The 16,131-nt window shown below is 67.2% G+C and carries 14 protein-coding genes; 4 read left to right on the top strand and 10 right to left on the bottom strand.

What is annotated here, in order from left to right; genetic code table 11:
* Window positions 1–10: 10 nt before the first annotated feature.
* From ACQE2J_RS07365 to thiL, 3 genes are read right to left on the bottom strand one after another with little or no spacing between them, the layout of a single operon-like run.
* Window positions 11–2,158 carry an ATP-dependent DNA helicase RecG gene (locus ACQE2J_RS07365; protein ID WP_135539488.1) on the bottom strand — a complete coding sequence of 716 codons (2,148 nt, stop codon included), beginning with the start codon at window positions 2,156–2,158 and terminating at the stop codon, window positions 11–13.
* Window positions 2,155–3,786, bottom strand: a complete 1,632-nt coding sequence (locus ACQE2J_RS07360) for a DAK2 domain-containing protein (RefSeq protein ID WP_135539490.1) — start codon at window positions 3,784–3,786, stop codon at window positions 2,155–2,157. Before ACQE2J_RS07360 ends, ACQE2J_RS07365 begins: the two co-directional genes overlap by 4 nt.
* A 1-nt stretch (window position 3,787) precedes the next feature.
* Entirely contained in the window at window positions 3,788–4,831 is a 1,044-nt protein-coding gene (gene thiL, locus ACQE2J_RS07355; RefSeq protein ID WP_135539492.1) for a thiamine-phosphate kinase, read from the bottom strand.
* 32 nt (window positions 4,832–4,863) lie between these two features.
* Between thiL and ACQE2J_RS07350 the strand changes: the two genes are divergently transcribed.
* Entirely contained in the window at window positions 4,864–5,412 is a 549-nt protein-coding gene (locus ACQE2J_RS07350) for a DUF3515 domain-containing protein (protein WP_135539494.1), read from the top strand.
* A 4-nt stretch (window positions 5,413–5,416) separates the two neighbouring features.
* On the opposite strand, the gene ACQE2J_RS07345 is transcribed toward ACQE2J_RS07350, so the two are convergent.
* From ACQE2J_RS07345 to leuC, 7 genes are all read right to left on the bottom strand, one after another.
* Window positions 5,417–6,532, bottom strand: coding sequence for a D-alanine--D-alanine ligase family protein (locus ACQE2J_RS07345; RefSeq protein WP_135539496.1), 1,116 nt, complete (start codon window positions 6,530–6,532; stop codon window positions 5,417–5,419).
* Between the two features lie 92 nt (window positions 6,533–6,624).
* On the bottom strand, window positions 6,625–7,158 hold the full coding sequence (locus ACQE2J_RS07340) for a YbhB/YbcL family Raf kinase inhibitor-like protein (protein ID WP_135539498.1): 534 nt from the start codon (window positions 7,156–7,158) through the stop codon (window positions 6,625–6,627).
* Between the two features lie 8 nt (window positions 7,159–7,166).
* The gene (locus ACQE2J_RS07335) at window positions 7,167–8,180 is read right to left on the bottom strand and encodes an NAD(P)H-dependent glycerol-3-phosphate dehydrogenase (RefSeq protein WP_425118817.1); all 1,014 of its coding nucleotides are present in this window, start codon (window positions 8,178–8,180) and stop codon (window positions 7,167–7,169) included.
* Window positions 8,177–8,944, bottom strand: coding sequence for a lysophospholipid acyltransferase family protein (locus ACQE2J_RS07330; protein WP_425118818.1), 768 nt, complete (start codon window positions 8,942–8,944; stop codon window positions 8,177–8,179). Before ACQE2J_RS07330 ends, ACQE2J_RS07335 begins: the two co-directional genes overlap by 4 nt.
* Window positions 8,941–10,257 (bottom strand): UDP-N-acetylglucosamine 1-carboxyvinyltransferase, encoded by a 1,317-nt coding sequence (gene murA, locus ACQE2J_RS07325; RefSeq protein WP_425118820.1) that lies wholly within the window; start codon window positions 10,255–10,257, stop codon window positions 8,941–8,943. The genes ACQE2J_RS07330 and murA overlap by 4 nt, the downstream gene beginning before the upstream one ends.
* A gap of 162 nt (window positions 10,258–10,419) precedes the next feature.
* Window positions 10,420–11,019 carry a 3-isopropylmalate dehydratase small subunit gene (gene leuD / locus ACQE2J_RS07320; RefSeq protein ID WP_135539506.1) on the bottom strand — a complete coding sequence of 200 codons (600 nt, stop codon included), beginning with the start codon at window positions 11,017–11,019 and terminating at the stop codon, window positions 10,420–10,422.
* Between the two features lie 16 nt (window positions 11,020–11,035).
* Window positions 11,036–12,520, bottom strand: coding sequence for a 3-isopropylmalate dehydratase large subunit (gene leuC / locus ACQE2J_RS07315; RefSeq protein WP_425118821.1), 1,485 nt, complete (start codon window positions 12,518–12,520; stop codon window positions 11,036–11,038).
* A gap of 176 nt (window positions 12,521–12,696) precedes the next feature.
* On the opposite strand from leuC, the gene ACQE2J_RS07310 reads away from it, so the two are divergent.
* From ACQE2J_RS07310 to ACQE2J_RS07300, 3 genes are all read left to right on the top strand, one after another.
* Window positions 12,697–13,413: an IclR family transcriptional regulator gene (locus tag ACQE2J_RS07310; RefSeq protein ID WP_426937383.1), complete on the top strand. Its 717-nt coding sequence runs from the start codon at window positions 12,697–12,699 to the stop codon at window positions 13,411–13,413.
* 76 nt (window positions 13,414–13,489) lie between these two features.
* Window positions 13,490–14,248, top strand: coding sequence for a DeoR/GlpR family DNA-binding transcription regulator (locus ACQE2J_RS07305; RefSeq protein ID WP_426937382.1), 759 nt, complete (start codon window positions 13,490–13,492; stop codon window positions 14,246–14,248).
* A gap of 172 nt (window positions 14,249–14,420) precedes the next feature.
* Window positions 14,421–16,118, top strand: a complete 1,698-nt coding sequence (locus ACQE2J_RS07300) for a sodium:solute symporter family protein (RefSeq protein WP_426937381.1) — start codon at window positions 14,421–14,423, stop codon at window positions 16,116–16,118.
* The last annotated feature ends 13 nt before the right edge of the window (window positions 16,119–16,131 follow it).

The following is a 16,131-nucleotide window of genomic DNA, read 5'->3' as shown; positions in this document are numbered from 1 at the left end:
ACCTGCCTCCTCAGCCTGCTTCGATGAAGTGTGCGTCGCCTTCGGGCAGCACCCGCCGGATGAAGGCCTTGAGCGCCGGTACCGCGTCGAGCTGCGGGTCGACGGCGACGATCTGCTCGGCGACTCTCCTGGCTTCGGCCACGATCTCGGAATCGCGGAGGATCGACAGGTGCCGCAGCGAGGATCCGCCCCATTGGGAGGCGCTGAGCACATCGCCTTCCCCGCGGGAATCCAGATCGTACTCGGCGAGGGCGAATCCGTCGAGCGTCTCGGCCACGGCCTGCAGCCGCGCGAAGCTCTCATCGGTCTCGCTCAGCTCGGTGAGCAGGAAGCACATGGCCGCACTGCCGTCACGTCCGACACGTCCGCGCAGCTGGTGGAGCTGGGCGACACCGAAGTTCTCCGCCTCGGCGATGACCATCATCGTCGCCCGTGACACGTCGACTCCGACCTCGATGACCGTCGTCGAGACGAGGATCTCGATGTCCCCGTCGGCGAAGTCCTTGAGCACCTTGTCCTTCTCACCGGTCGACATCCGCCCGTGCAGCAGCCCGAATCTCTTCCCCGACAGCTCCGGGGTGTCTTCGAGTTTGCGGCTGAGATCCTCGATGCCCTGCTTCTGTCCGATCACGGCACCGGTCTCCGGGTCCTCGATGTCCGTGGGTTCGATCCGAGGGAAGACGACGAAGACCCCGCGCCCCGATTCGACGGTCTCGCGCATGAGCGTCCGGACCCGTGCGAACCAGTTCGGCTGGTCGACGATCGGCACGACGTGGGTGGCGATGTTCTTCGGCCCGGCCGGCATCTCGGTCAGTGTCGAGATGTCGAGATCGGCGAAGACCGTCATCGCGACCGTGCGCGGGATCGGGGTCGCGGACATCACGAGCGTGTGCGGGGTGGACTCCCCGCCCTTGGCCCGCATCGCCTCACGCTGTTCGACACCGAAGCGGTGCTGTTCATCGACGACGATGAGCCCGAGGTTCTCGAAGATCGTCGATTCCGACAGCAGCGCATGCGTGCCGACGACGATGTCGATGTTCCCGGTGGCCAGGTCGAGGGCGAGTTCCCGCCGCTCCCGGGCCGGCATCGATCCGGTCATGAGCGCCACCGTCACCTGGTCGTCCTCGGACAGCAGGGGCGAGAGCCCCATCTGTTCGCCGAGGAAGTGCTGGATGGAGTGGAAATGCTGAGTCGCGAGGACCTCGGTGGGGGCGAGCATCGCGGCTTGGGCCCCGGAATCGACGGCAGTGAGCATCGCCCGCAGAGCCACGAGGGTCTTGCCGGAGCCGACATCTCCGTGGAGGAGTCGGTGCATCGGCTGCTCCCGGCCCATGTCCGCACCGATCTCCTCACCGACTCTGACCTGGGACGGGGTGAGCGTGAAGGGCAGCGAGGAGTCGAAGCGCCGGCTCTTCGGCCCCTCGGTCAGCAGCGGGGTGGCGTTCTCCTGCGCATAGGCGGCCTTGCGGGAGACGAATTCGGTCTGCAGGGCCAGCGCCTCTTCCCACTTCCACCGCTGGCGGGCCCTCTCGACGTCCTCGATCCGGCGCGGCTTGTGCATGTCCTCGAGCGCCGTACGCAGATCCGGCAGATCGTATTTCTCGCGCAGGCCCTTGGGCAGGGGGTCGGCGAACTCTTCGGGCCCGGCCACGCTGAGCAGAGTCTTGATCGCGCTCCACAGCCGCGACTGCGCGATCTTCTTGACCGCCGGGTAGATGGGAAACGGCGAGTTGAGATCCTCTGGCGTCCACTCGTGGTCGTCCTCGGTGCGGTTGAGCCACGCAGGGGAGGCCAGGGTGAGCTGCCCGCGGTAAGATTCGACCTTGCCGCCGAATACCACGGTCAGCCCCGGCGTCAGAGCCTTGTCCAACCAGTGCTGGTTGAAGAACGCGATCTTCATCGACTGTTCCCCGTCGTGGACGATGACCTCGGTGATCGTGCCGCGCCGCTGCTTCATCCGCCGTGTGCTCACGCTGATCACCTCGGCCTGGATGATCGCGGTCTCCCCCAGCGGCAGATCGCCCAACCGTGTGGACTCACCGGGGACGAGGTAGCGACGGGGGAAGAACCGGAACAGGTCGGCCACCGTGTGCACACCGCGTTTGGCCAGGTGCGTGCGGTCGGCCTTGCGGAAATTGTCTTCGAGCCGGGTCGTCATTCGACCCCCATGATGACGAGCACCCCGCGGTCGCGGGCGTCGAACTCCTGGAAGTGGACATTGTCGTGGGACTTCGCGATCCAGTCCCGCAGATGGTCGAGCACCTCGGGGACGCAGTCGGGTCCGTGGACGACGGTGAGCAGCTCTCCCCCGGCCCCGAGGAGCCGGTCGGCGAGTTTGACGACGAGCGTGCTCAGCTCCGTGCTCTGCGTCTTCGCCTTGCCTTCGATGTAGACCCGGTAGAACTGCGCCGGATGAGCCGCTGCTCCCAGCGCCGAGGCTGTTCCTGCGTCGTCGCCTTCGCGGACGATCGGCAGCACCCCGGTCGGCGGGTCCGTGGCGAGTTGATCGGCCGAGAAGATCGTCCCGACCCGGGTGCCGGCAGCGGCTTCGGTCATATCGGCGAAGATCTCCGCGGCCGGGGCGAAGGGATCGTAGACGGCCAGAGCCGAGAGCAGGGTGGCGGCGTTGCGTGAGCGCACGACCTGCGCCCGCCCGGCCCGTTCCGCATCCTTTCCCGTGACCGCGCGCAGCCCGGAGAGGGCCTTGAGCGCCGAAGTGGAGCTGGGCACGACGATCACCTCACGGTCTTCGGAGGCGATGAGTTCGGACATCGTCTCCGCGAGATCCCCGACCGACGAGGTCAGTGCCGTGGCCCCGTTGAGCGCAGCATGCATGAGCAGTCCCGTGCCCTGGACGAGGGCGACGAGCTTCGTCTCCCCCTCCTCCTCGTGCAGGCGCAGATCCTCCATGTCCAGGCGAGCGATCCCATAGCCGCCGAGGTGGTCGATGACCGTCGCGGCGACCGTTTCGTCGATGACGTGGACGTGGACCTTGTGCGCGGTGATGACGATCGAGGTCCCGCCGAGGCGGTCGAGCTCCTCAGCGAGCTCGGCGGCGGGGGCGGTCGCGAGGATCACGACGATCTCGAGCTCCTCGGCCGTGGCCTCGTGGATGATCTTCGGGGCGCGGGCCACCTCGGTGAGCATCGAATCCTGCGGGGTGCGTCCGGTGACGGTCGCGTAGAGGAGGTCGAAGAGTTCGACGATGCCGGTCGATCCCGCGTCGACGACTTCGGCTTCGCGCAGGACCGTGAGCTGACCGGTGGTCTCACGCAGGGCCGAACGCGAGCGTTCGCGCACGGCTTCGATGACTTCGAGCAGGTCACCACCGGTCTCGGCGCGTTCACGCGCCTCGGTGGCCATCGCGTCAAGGACCGTGAGCATGGTGCCGTCGACGGGCCGGGCGACGGCGGCGCGGGCCCGGTCGGATGCGGTCTCGAGGGCGGTGGCCATCGCGTCGGCGGTGGCGACGGTGACCTCGGCCAAGGCATCGGCGACGCCTTGGAGGGCGACGGCGAGGATGAGTCCGGAGTTGCCGCGTGCGCCTCGGCCGGCACCGGCGGCGAGTGCGGCCACGACCTGCGGGAGGGTGACGGGTCCGGTGAGTTCTTCGACGGCGAGGTAGGCCGAGCGCAGGGTGTGGTACATGTTCGTGCCGGTGTCGCCGTCGGGGACGGGGAAGACGTTGAGTTCGTCGATCTCGGTGCGTTCCTTGCGCAGCCGGTCGACCGCCCGACGGGCCCAACGGGCGGCCAGTCGACCGTTGAGGCTGATGGCGTTGCTCATGTCACTTCCCGAAATGGCTGAAACCGCTCGTCGGCACGGGTGTGCCGTCGAGGCTGACATCGTGTCCGGTGCGGATCTCACCGATTCTCCGCCAGCCTACTCCAGGGTCCTGACTCGAGGCGCTCGACGCGACGAAGCCGTGGTCCTCTCCTCCGTGGAGGACCCAGGACAGGGCGAGGTCCGCTGCACCCGCCACTTCACCGAGCACCTGTTCAGCGGCCGGCAGCAGCGGGTCGACGAGATCCTGCAGCGCCGTCCGGTCGAGCTCGACGCCGACCCCCGAGGCGACGGCGATCCGGGCCAGATCGAGGCTCAGACCGTCGGAGACGTCGATCATCGCCGAGGCGGCCCTCAGACCGAGCAGCGCCCCGTAGTCGGGGCGTGGGGCCAGTTGGGCGGTGATGAGGGAGGCGAGTTCGGGTGCGGCCGTGTCCGGTCGGAGACCGGAGAAGAGGAGGTCGAGTCCGGCCGCGGCCCGACCGACCGTCCCGGCGAGGTAGAGAGAATCTCCCGGTCGGGCGCCGGAGCGCAGAATCGCCGGACCCGTGCCCGGCCCGTCCACACCTGCGGTGCCGACAGCGGCCGCGGTGCTGCCCTGGCCCACGGTCCCGAGTGCGGTGATCGCGACGACGATGAGGCCGGAGGACGACAGATCTCCGCCGATGATCGGCACGGTGGTCTCGAGTGCGGCACCGGCACGCCCCGCCTCGGCGAAAAGACCCGAGTACAGGGCTTCGACGGCGGTGATGTCCGTGTCGTCGGGAACGGCCAGGGACACGAGCAGTCCGTGCGGGCGGGCACCCATGGCGCAGACATCGGCGAGGTTCTGGGCGGCGGCCTTCCGGCCGAGCTTCTCCCATTCCAACCAGTCGCGGGTGAAATCCTCGTTCTCCACCAGCATGTCCGCCGTCGATACGAGCCGACCGTCCGGTGCGGTCACGGCCGCATCGTCTCCGGGTCCGACGATCACGTGAGCGCTGCTCGGGTTGCCAGTGAGCACGCGGGCGATGATGTGTGATTCGCGAAGTTCGGACAGTCGGGTCATGCCTCCAGGTTATCGGGAGATACGGTAGTCCTATGAGATCTCGCTCTGCTTCGCCGCGCCGCGTCTCACAGTCGCCGCGCCGCGCCTCGCGGTCGCCGCATCGCCCGCGCTCTCTGGCCCTGGCCGCCGTGGCCGCCGTATTGGTCGGCGTCGCGCTCTCCGGCTGTGCGCACAAGGTCATCGTCGAACCGGCGAAGGATGCCGCGAACCCGAAGTGTGCGGACATCATGCTCACCCTGCCCGATGAGATCTCCGGGCAGAAGGCCCGCACCACGTCCTCACAGGGCACGAAGGCGTGGGGCGATCCGAACATCGCGGTGCTGCGCTGCGGGGTCACCCCGCCCGGGCCGACGACCGATCAGTGTGTGAGTGTCAGCGGAGTCGATTGGATCTCGAAGCCGTCGGACGACGATGACGATGCGACGTGGATGTTCACCAGCTATGGCCGGAAGCCCGCCGTCGAGGTGCTCGTCAACCGCAAGGCCGAATCCGGCAACGATGTGCTCGCCGCGGTCTCCCCGGCCCTGGCGAAGCTCGAGCCCGAAGCCGAATGCGTCGGCGCCGAGGACGTCGAAGACTAGAGGTTCACTTCGCGCGGGCGTGATCGACGAGCGCGATGGAGATGAGTTCGCCGATGAGCTCGGAGTATTCGACTCCCGACTTCGCCCACATGAACGGGTACGCCGAGGTGGGGGTGAACCCGGGCAGGGTGTTGAGTTCGTTGACGACGACGTCCCCGGTGTCCGTGACGAAGGTGTCGACACGGGCCAGGCCGGTGCAGTCGAAGAGACGGAACACCGCTGCGGCCACGTCCTGCACCGCCTCCGTCGTCATCTCATCGAGGTCGGCCGGGCAGGTGACCTCGGCATCGGCGAGATCGAGATACTTCGCATCGAAATCGTAGAAGGCGTGGTCGCCGGTGACGCTGATCTCCCCCGGTGAGGACACGCGCAGGGTCGTATCGTAGAGCGAGCCGAGCACCGCGCATTCGACCTCTCGGCCGTTGACCTGGGGTTCGACGATGACCTTGGAATCGTGTTCGAAGGCTCCGGCGAGTGCGGCCTCGAGGTCGGCCGCCTCGGCGACTCGGCTCACGCCCATGGACGAGCCGGCGCGGGCAGGTTTGACGAACACGGGCAGGCCCAGGCCGGCGATGCGGGCCTCGACCTCGGCACGGTCGATCTCCCACATCGTCTCGGTCACGAGCTCCCACGGGCAGGTGGGGATCCCGGCCTGCGCCATGAGCGACTTCGTGAAGTGCTTGTCCATGCTCGCGGCCGAGGAGAACACACCGGAACCGACGAACGCGGTATCGCTGAGCTCGAACAGACCCTGCAGCGTCCCGTCCTCACCGAAGCGTCCGTGCAGGAGCGGGAAGAACACATCCACGGAGCCGAGTTCGGAGCAGTTGCCCTCGGCGTCGCGCTGCAGAAGAGGCGCCCCGTCTGCGGCCAGCGGAGGAATCACCTCGGTGCCGTTGTCGGTGACCTCGGGCATGTCCTGGGGGTCGAAGCGCATGCTCGCCCAGTCGTCGACGACCCGCCACACGCCGGTCTTCGTGATGCCGATCGGCAGGACGTCGAAGGCTTCGGCGTCGATGGCACCGATCACTCCGGCCGCGGTGACGCAGCTGACGGAATGCTCGCTCGAACGCCCGCCGAAGAGAACTGCGACGAGGGGCCGGTGATCGTTGTCTGCCATGAGATTCCTTGTTGTGTGGAGCTCCCCCGAACTGGGACCGGAAACGGGGGTGCGCACGCCGTCGAGGTGTGCGCGGACTGAAAGACTCTAGCTCACTTGGCCTCGAAGGTGCATTCCAGCCACGCGCGGCCGATGCCCTTGAAGAACATGTTGAAACCGGCGAAGGCAGGTGAGGCGGATTCGTCGATGCCCAGCGGTTCGGCCAGGGCCGTGACGATGAAGAAGTAGCGGTGCGGGCCGTGGCCTTCCGGAGGGGCGGCACCGACGAAGCGCGGCTCTCCGGCGTCGTTGCGCAGCGTCACGGCACCACCGGGCAGCAGGTCTGCGGCCGGGTCACCGGCGTTGGCGGGCAGGCTCGTCGTCGTGGCGTCGAGGTCGGTGACGACCCAGTGCCAGAATCCCGATCCGGTCGGGGCATCGGGGTCGAAGCAGGTCACGGCGAAGGCCTTGGTCTCGGCCGGGAAGCCGGACCAGGACAGCTGCGGGGAGACGTCCTCGCCGCCGGGAACACCCATGGCACCGGAGAGCTGGGGGCCGGTGAGCACCCCGCCGTCCTCGATGTCAGTGCTGGTCAGCGTGAAGGTCGGGAGTTCGGGAAGATTGTAGAACGGTGAGTTCGCACTCATGATGCTCCTTAGGCCGGGGGTCCTTCGTGCTTACGCTTCCGAGACAACAGCAAACCGGCGAGTTCGTCAACCCGCAGCTTGCCGGCGAGCACCGCGCACACCGCCTCGGTGATGGGCAGGTCGACGTCGAAGCGGCGGCCCAGGGCGAGCACGGCCGGGGCCGACTTCACGCCTTCGGCCGTCTGCGAGGTGTGGGCGATGACGTCCTCGAGGCTCATCCCCTCACCGAGGTGGCGCCCGAAGGTGCGGTTGCGCGACAAGGGTGAGGCGCAGGTGGCGACGAGGTCGCCGAGCCCGGCCAGCCCGGACAGGGTGTGCGCTTCCGCGCCCATGGCCGCGGCCAGTCGGGAGGTCTCGGCGAGTCCGCGGGTGATGATCGAGGCCTTCGAGTTGTCGCCGAGCTTCTGCCCGTCGGCGATGCCCACGGACAGGGCGATGATGTTCTTGATTGCACCGCCGACCTCCACGCCGACGACGTCGGTGTTCGTGTACGGACGGAAGTACGCGTTCGCGCTGATCTCCGCGACCACCTCGGCGGTGGTGATATCGGCCGATGCCACGACGGTGGCGGTCGGCTGCCGGTCCGCGATCTCACGGGCGAGGTTCGGGCCCGAGACGACGGCGATCTGGTTCTCGTCCACCTCGGCGACCTCGGCGATGACTTCGGACATGCGTTTGCCGGTGTCGACCTCGATGCCCTTCATCAGGCTCACGAGCTTGACCCCGGGACGCAGGTGCGGCTTCCACCGGGAGAGGTTCTGTCGCAGAGTCTGGGCGGGAACGGCGAGCACGATGACCTCGGCGTCGGTGACGGCGGCGATGTCATCAGCGGTCGCGGACAGACCCGCGGGCAGGATGCGCTCGCCGAGGTAGCGGTCGTTCGTGTGTGAGGTGTTGATCTCCTCGGCGACCTCGGCGCGGCGGGCCCACAGGGTGACGGGGAACCCGGCGTCGGCGATGACCGCGGCATAGGTCGTCCCCCACGATCCGGCTCCGAGGACCGCGATCTTGTCCACACTCATTCGCCCGTCTCCTTCTCTTCGAATCGCTGCGGCAGTGCACGTTCGGACAGTTCGGCGACCATCCGTGCGATGGTGTCCTTCAGCCGTTTGGACAGCTTCCCCATCGTCGCCTTCTCGGCACGGTGGACCCACAGGTCCGAGTAGTCGACGGGCGGTCCGAAGACGACCGTCGACTCATTGCTGAAGGGTTTGAAGCGCAGCTTCTTCTGGCCGCGCGGGAAGATCGTGTTCAGTCCCCAGTGGGCGGCGGGGATGATCGGGGCTCCGGTCTCGAGCGCGAGCCGGGCGGTGCCGGTCTTGAAATGCTGGGGCCAGAGCTCGGGGTCCTTCGTCAGCGTGCCTTCGGGGTAGATGACGACGGTCTGCCCGTGGGCCAGGGCGTCTTTCGCGTATTCGAGGGAGTCTCCCGCCGAAGCCGATGACCGCAGCACGGGGATCTGTCCGATCGTCTTGAGGATGAGGCCGAGTGCCCCGGAGAACAGGGTGGACTTCGCGAGGAAGTGCGGCATCCGACCGTTGCGTTTGAGGGCGAGGCCGACGAGGATCGGGTCGAGGTGGTTCGCGTGGTAGGCCGCGACGATGATTCCGGTGCCCTTCGGCGGCAGGTGTTCGATGCCGCGCACGCTCATCTTCGTGGCTGTGCGCATGAGCCCGAAGGCCGCGGTCGCGGCCACGGTGCCCGCCCGGTTCTGAGACCGCACCGAGGCGGGGTCGAAGGAGACCAGGTCGTGGTTGTTCGAGTCCGGTTCGGTGACCGCGCTCATGCGGACACCTCGGCGCCGAGTCCGACGAGCTTGTCGAGGAAGTTCTCGTATCCGCGGTTGATGAGTTCGATGCCGTGGACTTCGCTCGCGCCCTGGGCGGCCAGAGCGGCGATGAGGTGGCTGAATCCGCCGCGCAGGTCCGGTACGTCGATGCGGGTGCCCTTGAGGTCGGTGGGGCCGGAGACCACGGCCGAATGCTGGTAGTTGCGGCGGCCGAAGCGGCAGGGGGTGCCGCCGAGGCATTCGCGGTAGAGCTGGATCTGTGCCCCCATATCGCGCAGGGCCTCGGTGAAGCCGAAGCGGTTCTCATACACGGTTTCGTGAATGATCGACAGTCCCTCGGCCTGGGTCATTGCGACGACGAGCGGCTGCTGCCAGTCGGTCATGAAGCCGGGGTGGACGTCGGTTTCGAGGGCGAAGGATTTGAGTTTGCCGCCGGGATGGCGGAAACGGATCCCCGATTCCTGGACCTCGAACTCGCCGCCGATCTTGCGGAAGATGTTGAGGAAGGTGATGAGCTCGGGCTGGCTGGCTCCGGCGACGAAGATGTCTCCCCCGGTGGCCAGGGCGGCCGAGGCCCAGGAGGCGGTCTCATTGCGATCGGGCAGGGCACGGTGGATGAAGCCGCGCAGCGACTCCACGCCTTCGATGCGCACGACCCGGTCGGTGTCGACGGTGATGATCGCACCCATCTTCTGCAGCAGCGCAATGAGGTCCATGATCTCGGGTTCGATCGCGGCATTGCGCAGCTCGGTCACGCCTTCGGCACGCACGGCCGTCAGCAGCACCTGTTCGGTGGCGCCGACCGAGGGGTAGGGCAGTTCGACCTTCGTTCCCTGCAGGCAGCTGGTCGCCTTGAGCATGATGCCGCCGGGAGTCTTGTCGACCTCGGCACCGAACTGGCGGAGGACGTCGAGGTGGAAGTTGATGGGCCGGTCCCCGATATGGCAGCCGCCGAGGTCGGGGATGAAGGCCTGCCCGAGACTGTGCAGCAGCGGTCCGCAGAAGAGGATCGGGATGCGCGAGGAGCCGGCGTGAGCGTCGATGTCGACGATCGAGCCCTGCGCGACGTCGGCCGGGTCGAGGTGGAGTTCACCGTCGGGCTGGTCTCCGTCGGGGGCCGAGCTCACACGCACCCCGTGGAGCTCGAGGAGTCCGGTGACGATTTCGACGTCGCGGATCTGGGGCACACCGCGGAGCACGGATGGGGTCTCTCCCAGCAGGGAGGCGACCATCGCCTTGGGCACCAGGTTCTTGGCGCCGCGGACTCTGACGGTGCCGTCCAGCGGGTTTCCCCCACGTACTTCGAGCATGTTCCTCCCTGATTCCGATGATCGGATCCGGGCATGGTGACGCCCGGAGACGGTGCCCGAACGTTGGCCGGGGCACCGTCCTAGACTATCGCAGGCATCGGGTTCCCACCGACTCGCCGAGGCGGGGCCGACCCGAGCCGGAGTCGGCCGCCTCGGCGAGGGTCAGACCTTGGCGGGCAGGGTCTTGGGCTTGAATGCGAACCGGGAGGATTCGTAGGCGACGATGTCCTCTTCCTTGGCCAGGGTGAGGCTGATGTCGTCGTGGCCTTCGAGCAGGCGCCAGCGCGTGTAGTCGTCGATCTGGAAGGGCACGGTGACCGAATCGCAGGTCACTGTCTTCTCCTCGAGATCGACGGTGATGGAAGTACCCGGCTGGTTTTCGAGGATCTTCCAGATCAGCTCGATGTCGTGCTGTTCGAGCTGCGCGGCCAGCAGGCCCTCCTTGCCGGAGTTGCCGCGGAAGATGTCGCCGAAGCGCGAGGACAGCACGACTCGGAAGCCGTAATCCTTGAGCGCCCAGACGGCGTGTTCGCGTGAGGACCCGGTGCCGAAGTCGGGGCCAGCCACGAGCACGGAGCCGGCCGAGAAGTCCGGGTCATTGAGGACGAAGTCGTCACTGGTCCGCCACCGGTAGAACAGAGCGTCTTCGAAGCCGGTGCGGGTGACCCGCTTGAGGAACTTCGCGGGGATGATCTGGTCGGTGTCGATGTTGGATCGGCGCAGAGGAACGCCGACGCCGGTGTGGGTGCTGAAAGCTTCCATGGCTCGTCTTCCTTCTTCAGTCGTTCGCCGAGATCGGGGTCAGGGACAGGCTGAGTCGTTCGTCGGCCCATTCCACGGGTTCGGCGTCCCGCGGCAGGTCGGCGACGTCGCCGGGCGAGGACAGGGTGCCGCGCACCGCGGTGGCCGCAGCCACGAGCGGTGAGACGAGGTGGGTGCGTCCGCCCTTGCCCTGGCGGCCTTCGAAGTTGCGGTTCGATGTCGAGGCGCAGCGTTCGCCTTCGGCGAGCTGGTCGGGGTTCATGCCCAGGCACATCGAGCAGCCGGCGAAGCGCCATTCGCCGCCGAAGTCCTTGAAGATCCTGTCCAGGCCTTCCTCCTCGGCCTGGAGGCGGACCTTCGCCGAGCCGGGCACGACCATGAAGCGGACGTTCTCGGCTTTCTTCCGGCTGCGGACGATCTCGGCAGCGGCCCGCAGGTCCTCGATCCGGGAGTTCGTGCAGGAGCCGAGGAAGACGGTGTCCACGGCGATCTCGCGCAGTGGGGTGCCCGGGGTCAGCCCCATGTAGGCCAGGGCGTTGGCCGCGGCGGTCTTGTCGTTCTCGTCGGTGAAGTCATCGGGGCTGGGCACCGAGGCCGACAGCGGCAGGCCCTGCCCGGGGTTCGTGCCCCAGGTGACGAAGGGTTCGATGTCTTCGGCCTTGAGGACGACCTCGGCGTCGAATTCGGCGCCTTCATCGGTGTAGAGGGTCTTCCAGTATTCGACTGCGGCGTCCCAGTCTTCGCCTTCGGGGGCATGCGGGCGGCCCTTGACGTAGTCGAAGGTCGTCTCGTCGGGGGCGACCATTCCGGCGCGGGCGCCGGCTTCGATCGACATATTGCAGATCGTCATGCGCGCTTCCATCGACAGCTGACGGATCGCCGAGCCGCGGTATTCGAGGACGTAGCCCTGTCCGCCGCCGGTGCCGATCTTCGCGATGATGGCGAGGATGATGTCCTTGGCGCTCGAGCCTTCGGGCAGGTCACCGTCGACGGTGATCGACATCGTCTTGAACGGTTTGAGACTCAGCGTCTGAGTGGCGAGCACATGCTCGACCTCGGAGGTGCCGATGCCGAAGGCCAGAGCCCCGAAAGCACCGTGGGTGGAGGTGTGCGAGTCGCCGCAGACGACGGTCGTGCCCGGCTGGGTCAAGCCCAGCTGCGGTCCGACCACGTGGACGATGCCCTGGTCGGCGTCGCCGAGGCTGTGCAGGCGGATCCCGAACTCTTCGGCGTTCTTGCGCAGGGTGTTGATCTGCGTGGCCGAGGTGGGTTCGGCGATCGGCTTGTCGATGTCCCAGGTCGGTGTGTTGTGGTCCTCGGTGGCGATCGTGAGGTCGGGGCGGCGCACGGGGCGCCCGGCGAGTCGGAGTCCATCGAAGGCCTGCGGGCTGGTGACCTCGTGGACGAGGTGGAGGTCGATGTAGATAAGGTCCGGCGCACCGTCAACACCAAGTGAGACGACGTGATCGGCCCAGACCTTCTCGGCCAATGTGCGTGGCATGGTTCCTCCCGCCGGTGCAGGGGTTCCCTGCACCCGATGTAGATCTGACGCGACGAGGGTCGGCGCGTCGATGAACTGGGTTGTCTGCACTGGAGTGAGTGCGTAAGGGAAATCTACTCGCCCGTATCGCAATGCGAACTTGCATCTCGCCCACTGAGACGCGCACAATGGTGTCTATGACAAGCAATGGTAGCGGCGTCGGGGTCATCGACAAGGCCGCAATGGTTCTCTCCGCACTTGAGGCCGGACCCGCCTCTCTCGCCGAATTGGTGACGCTGACCGGACTGGCACGCCCCACTGCCCACCGCCTGGCTGTTGCCCTCGAATTCCACCGCATCGTCGGTCGTGACCTGCAGGGGCGCTTCGTCCTCGGTCCGCGCCTGGCCGAGCTGTCCTCGGCCGCCGGCGAGGATCGCCTGCTGGCCGCGGCCGGTCCCGTGCTCGGGCAGCTGCGCGATCAGACCGGTGAGTCCGCCCAGCTCTTCCGCCGTCAGGGCGATCTGCGTCTGTGCGTGGCCGCGGCCGAACGCCCCGTGGGCCTGCGCGACTCCGTGCCGATCGGGGCGACCCTGTCGATGCGCGCCGGTTCCGCCGCCCAGGTGCTGCTGGCCTGGGAGGAGCCCGACCGTCTGCACACCGGGCTGCGCGGGGCCCGGTTCTCCGCGACCATGCTCTCCGGCGTCCGTCGCCGAGGATGGGCGCAGTCGATCGCTGAACGCGAGCGCGGTGTCGCCTCGGTGTCGGCCCCCGTGCGCGGGCCGAGCAGTCGCGTGGTCGCGGCCGTCTCGATCTCCGGACCCGTCGACCGACTCACCCGGCAGCCGGGTCGCCTGCACGCGAAGTCCGTCATCGACGCCGCGAGGACGCTGACCGAAGCACTCGTGCGCGGCTAGCCACGCTCCCGAAGCCGCACCCGACCGCGGGCCCGGAGGAACTCTCCTCCGGGCCCGCGGTCTGTACTATGGCCCCATGATCGCCGCTCAGAGACGCAACATCATCGTCGACACGATCGAACGCGATGGAGCCGTATCGATCTCCTCGCTCTCGGAGAAGCTCGACACCTCGGCCGTGACCATCCGGCGCGACCTCGACCAGCTCGCCGATGAGGGGCGGCTCATCCGCACGCATGGCGGCGCCGTGCTGGTATCGAGTGCCCGCGAGTCGAGCTATGCGGAGAAGCTCGAGCAGGCGCTGGCAGAGAAGACCGCAATCGCCAGGGCCGCGGCGGCGTATGTGCGCAACGGCGACGTCGTGGCACTCGGCCCCGGCACGACGACCGAACTGCTGGCCAAGGAGCTCATCGGTCGCTCAGGACTGCGAGTCGTGACGAACTCGCTCCTCGTCGCCGAGGCCATGGTCTCCTCTCCCGACAACGAGGTCATCGTCGTCGGCGGAATCCTCCGCCACTCGATCCGGGCCTTCGTCGGCGGCGGGACGGTCTCGCAGCTGCTCGGACTGCGCGCCGACACCGTGTTCCTCTCCGGCAATGGGCTGGCCGCGGACTTCGGCCTCTCGACTCCCGCCTTCCCCGTCGCCGACACGGATCGCGCCATGGCCGCCGGCGCCACTCGCGTCATCGCCCTCGTCGATCACACGAAGATCGGCCTGCGCTCGTCGGTGCTCACTGTGCCCACCGACGAGATCGACCACCTCATCACCGACGGCAAGAGCGAGAAGACTCCGCTCGAGGCGCTGCGGTCTGCAGGCGTCGACGTCGAAGTTGCGTGACCCTCCGACCCACTGTCGACGCCTCCGTCGACCCCGGGCTCGACACACCCCCGGACAAGCGATCAAAACTGTTCAGGTTCGATCACTAGCGATCAAGCTCACAATCCTCTAAAGTGTCGGTTTGGGTGGCTCAGACCACAGACGACCATTCACCGACGCTGTTGGAGGAACCTTGGAAGCAATCCGCTTGGACGCACAGTGGATCGACTATCTGCTGATTGCGATCTACTTCATCTTCGTCCTCGGAATCGGGTGGTTCGCCAAACGCGGGATCTCCTCGAGCATCGAGTTCCTCCTCTCGGGCCGGAGCCTTCCGGCGTGGGTCACGGCTCTCGCGTTCGTCTCGGCCAACCTCGGTGCCGTGGAGATCATGGGCATGTCGGCCACCGGCGCTCAGTACGGCATGCCGACGATGCACTACTTCTGGATCGGAGCGGTGCCGGCGATGCTCTTCCTCGGCGTCGTCATGATGCCCTTCTATTACGGGTCGAAGGTCAGGTCCGTACCGGAGTTCATGCGCAAGCGCTTCGGTCCCGGTGCTCACCTGGTCAATGCGCTGTCGTTCGCGGTCGCGCAGATCCTCATCGCCGGCGTCAACCTCTTCCTGCTCGGCACGATCGTCAACCGTCTGCTCGGGTGGCCGCTGTGGATCGCCCTCGTCGTCGCCGCGGTCATCGTCCTGTCCTACATCACCCTCGGCGGACTGACCGCAGCGATCTACAACGAGGTGCTCCAGTTCTTCGTCATCGTCGCAGCCCTTCTGCCGCTGACGATCATCGGGCTGAACCGGGTCGGCGGCTGGGACGGCCTCGTGGAGAAGGTGAGCAACGACGGCATGCTCGGTGCCGAGCAGCTGAACAGCTGGCCCGGTGAGCAGCTCTCCGGTTTCGCCAACCCTGTGCTCTCGGTCGTCGGCATCGTCTTCGGTCTCGGCTTCGTCCTCTCGTTCGGCTACTGGACGACGAACTTCGTCGAAGTCCAGCGGGCCATGGCCTCGAAGAGCATCAATGCCGCGCGGATGACACCGATCCTCGGTGCATTCCCGAAGATGCTCATCCCCTTCATCGTCGTCATCCCCGGCATGATCGCCGCCGTCCTCGTCACCCAGCTGTCGAAGTTCAAGGAGATCTCCGCCTCGGTCGGCGAGGCCAGCGCCGCCGCCGAGACGGGAGTGACCTACAACGATGCGCTCCTGCTGCTCATGCGCGAGGTGCTACCCAACGGCCTGCTGGGCGTCGCGATCGCCGGTCTCCTCGCCGCATTCATGGCCGGAATGGCCGCGAACATCTCCGCGTTCAACACCGTCTTCAGCTACGACCTGTGGCAGCAGTACGTGGTCAAGGACCGCGAGGACGACTACTACCTCAAGGTCGGCCGCTTCGCCACGATCGGCGCCTGCATCGTCGCGATCTTCACCGCGCTCATCGCCGGCAACTTCTCCAACCTCATGGACTACCTGCAGACGCTGTTCGGCTTCTTCAACGCGCCGCTGTTCGCCACGTTCATCCTCGGTATGTTCTGGAAGCGGATGTCCGCAGCCGCCGGCTGGGTCGGTCTGGTCGGCGGTACGCTCTCGGCCGTCGCGGTCTTCATCCTCAGCGAGACCGGGGTCTTCGACCTGCCGGGCCAGGGCGCGGCGTTCCTCGCCGCCAGCACGGCCTTCGTCGTCGACATCCTCCTCTCGGTGATCGTCACCTTCCGGACGGCACCGAAGCCTGCCCACGAGTTGCGCGGACTCGTCTACTCCGAGACTCCGAAGGCCGACTTCGAGGACTTCAACGAGCCGAAGCCGCCGGTGTGGAAGCGTCCGGTCCCGGTGGCCGGAGCCGCGCTCGTCCTCGTCATCATCCTCAACGTGACCTTCGGGTGAAGGAGCCAGTGAA

The organism is Brevibacterium sp. LE-L (assembly GCF_050214925.1).
Taxonomy (GTDB): Bacteria; Actinomycetota; Actinomycetes; order Actinomycetales; family Brevibacteriaceae; genus Brevibacterium.
This window is presented reverse-complemented; position numbering and strand designations above follow the sequence as displayed.

Bases quoted from the DNA above. Each gene is read 5' to 3' on its own strand.
- ACQE2J_RS07350 (WP_135539494.1), top strand. From the start codon at position 4,864: ATGAGATCTCGCTCTGCTTCGCCGCGCCGCGTCTCACAGTCGCCGCGC.
- ACQE2J_RS07360 (WP_135539490.1), bottom strand. From the start codon at position 3,786: ATGAGCAACGCCATCAGCCTCAACGGTCGACTGGCCGCCCGTTGGGCC.
- ACQE2J_RS07365 (WP_135539488.1), bottom strand. From the start codon at position 2,158: ATGACGACCCGGCTCGAAGACAATTTCCGCAAGGCCGACCGCACGCAC.
- ACQE2J_RS07335 (WP_425118817.1), bottom strand. From the start codon at position 8,180: ATGAGTGTGGACAAGATCGCGGTCCTCGGAGCCGGATCGTGGGGGACG.
- ACQE2J_RS07345 (WP_135539496.1), bottom strand. From the start codon at position 6,532: ATGGCAGACAACGATCACCGGCCCCTCGTCGCAGTTCTCTTCGGCGGG.
- leuD (WP_135539506.1), bottom strand. From the start codon at position 11,019: ATGGAAGCTTTCAGCACCCACACCGGCGTCGGCGTTCCTCTGCGCCGA.
- thiL (WP_135539492.1), bottom strand. From the start codon at position 4,831: ATGACCCGACTGTCCGAACTTCGCGAATCACACATCATCGCCCGCGTG.
- ACQE2J_RS07305 (WP_426937382.1), top strand. From the start codon at position 13,490: ATGATCGCCGCTCAGAGACGCAACATCATCGTCGACACGATCGAACGC.
- murA (WP_425118820.1), bottom strand. From the start codon at position 10,257: ATGCTCGAAGTACGTGGGGGAAACCCGCTGGACGGCACCGTCAGAGTC.
- ACQE2J_RS07310 (WP_426937383.1), top strand. From the start codon at position 12,697: ATGACAAGCAATGGTAGCGGCGTCGGGGTCATCGACAAGGCCGCAATG.
- ACQE2J_RS07340 (WP_135539498.1), bottom strand. From the start codon at position 7,158: ATGAGTGCGAACTCACCGTTCTACAATCTTCCCGAACTCCCGACCTTC.
- ACQE2J_RS07330 (WP_425118818.1), bottom strand. From the start codon at position 8,944: ATGAGCGCGGTCACCGAACCGGACTCGAACAACCACGACCTGGTCTCC.
- leuC (WP_425118821.1), bottom strand. From the start codon at position 12,520: ATGCCACGCACATTGGCCGAGAAGGTCTGGGCCGATCACGTCGTCTCA.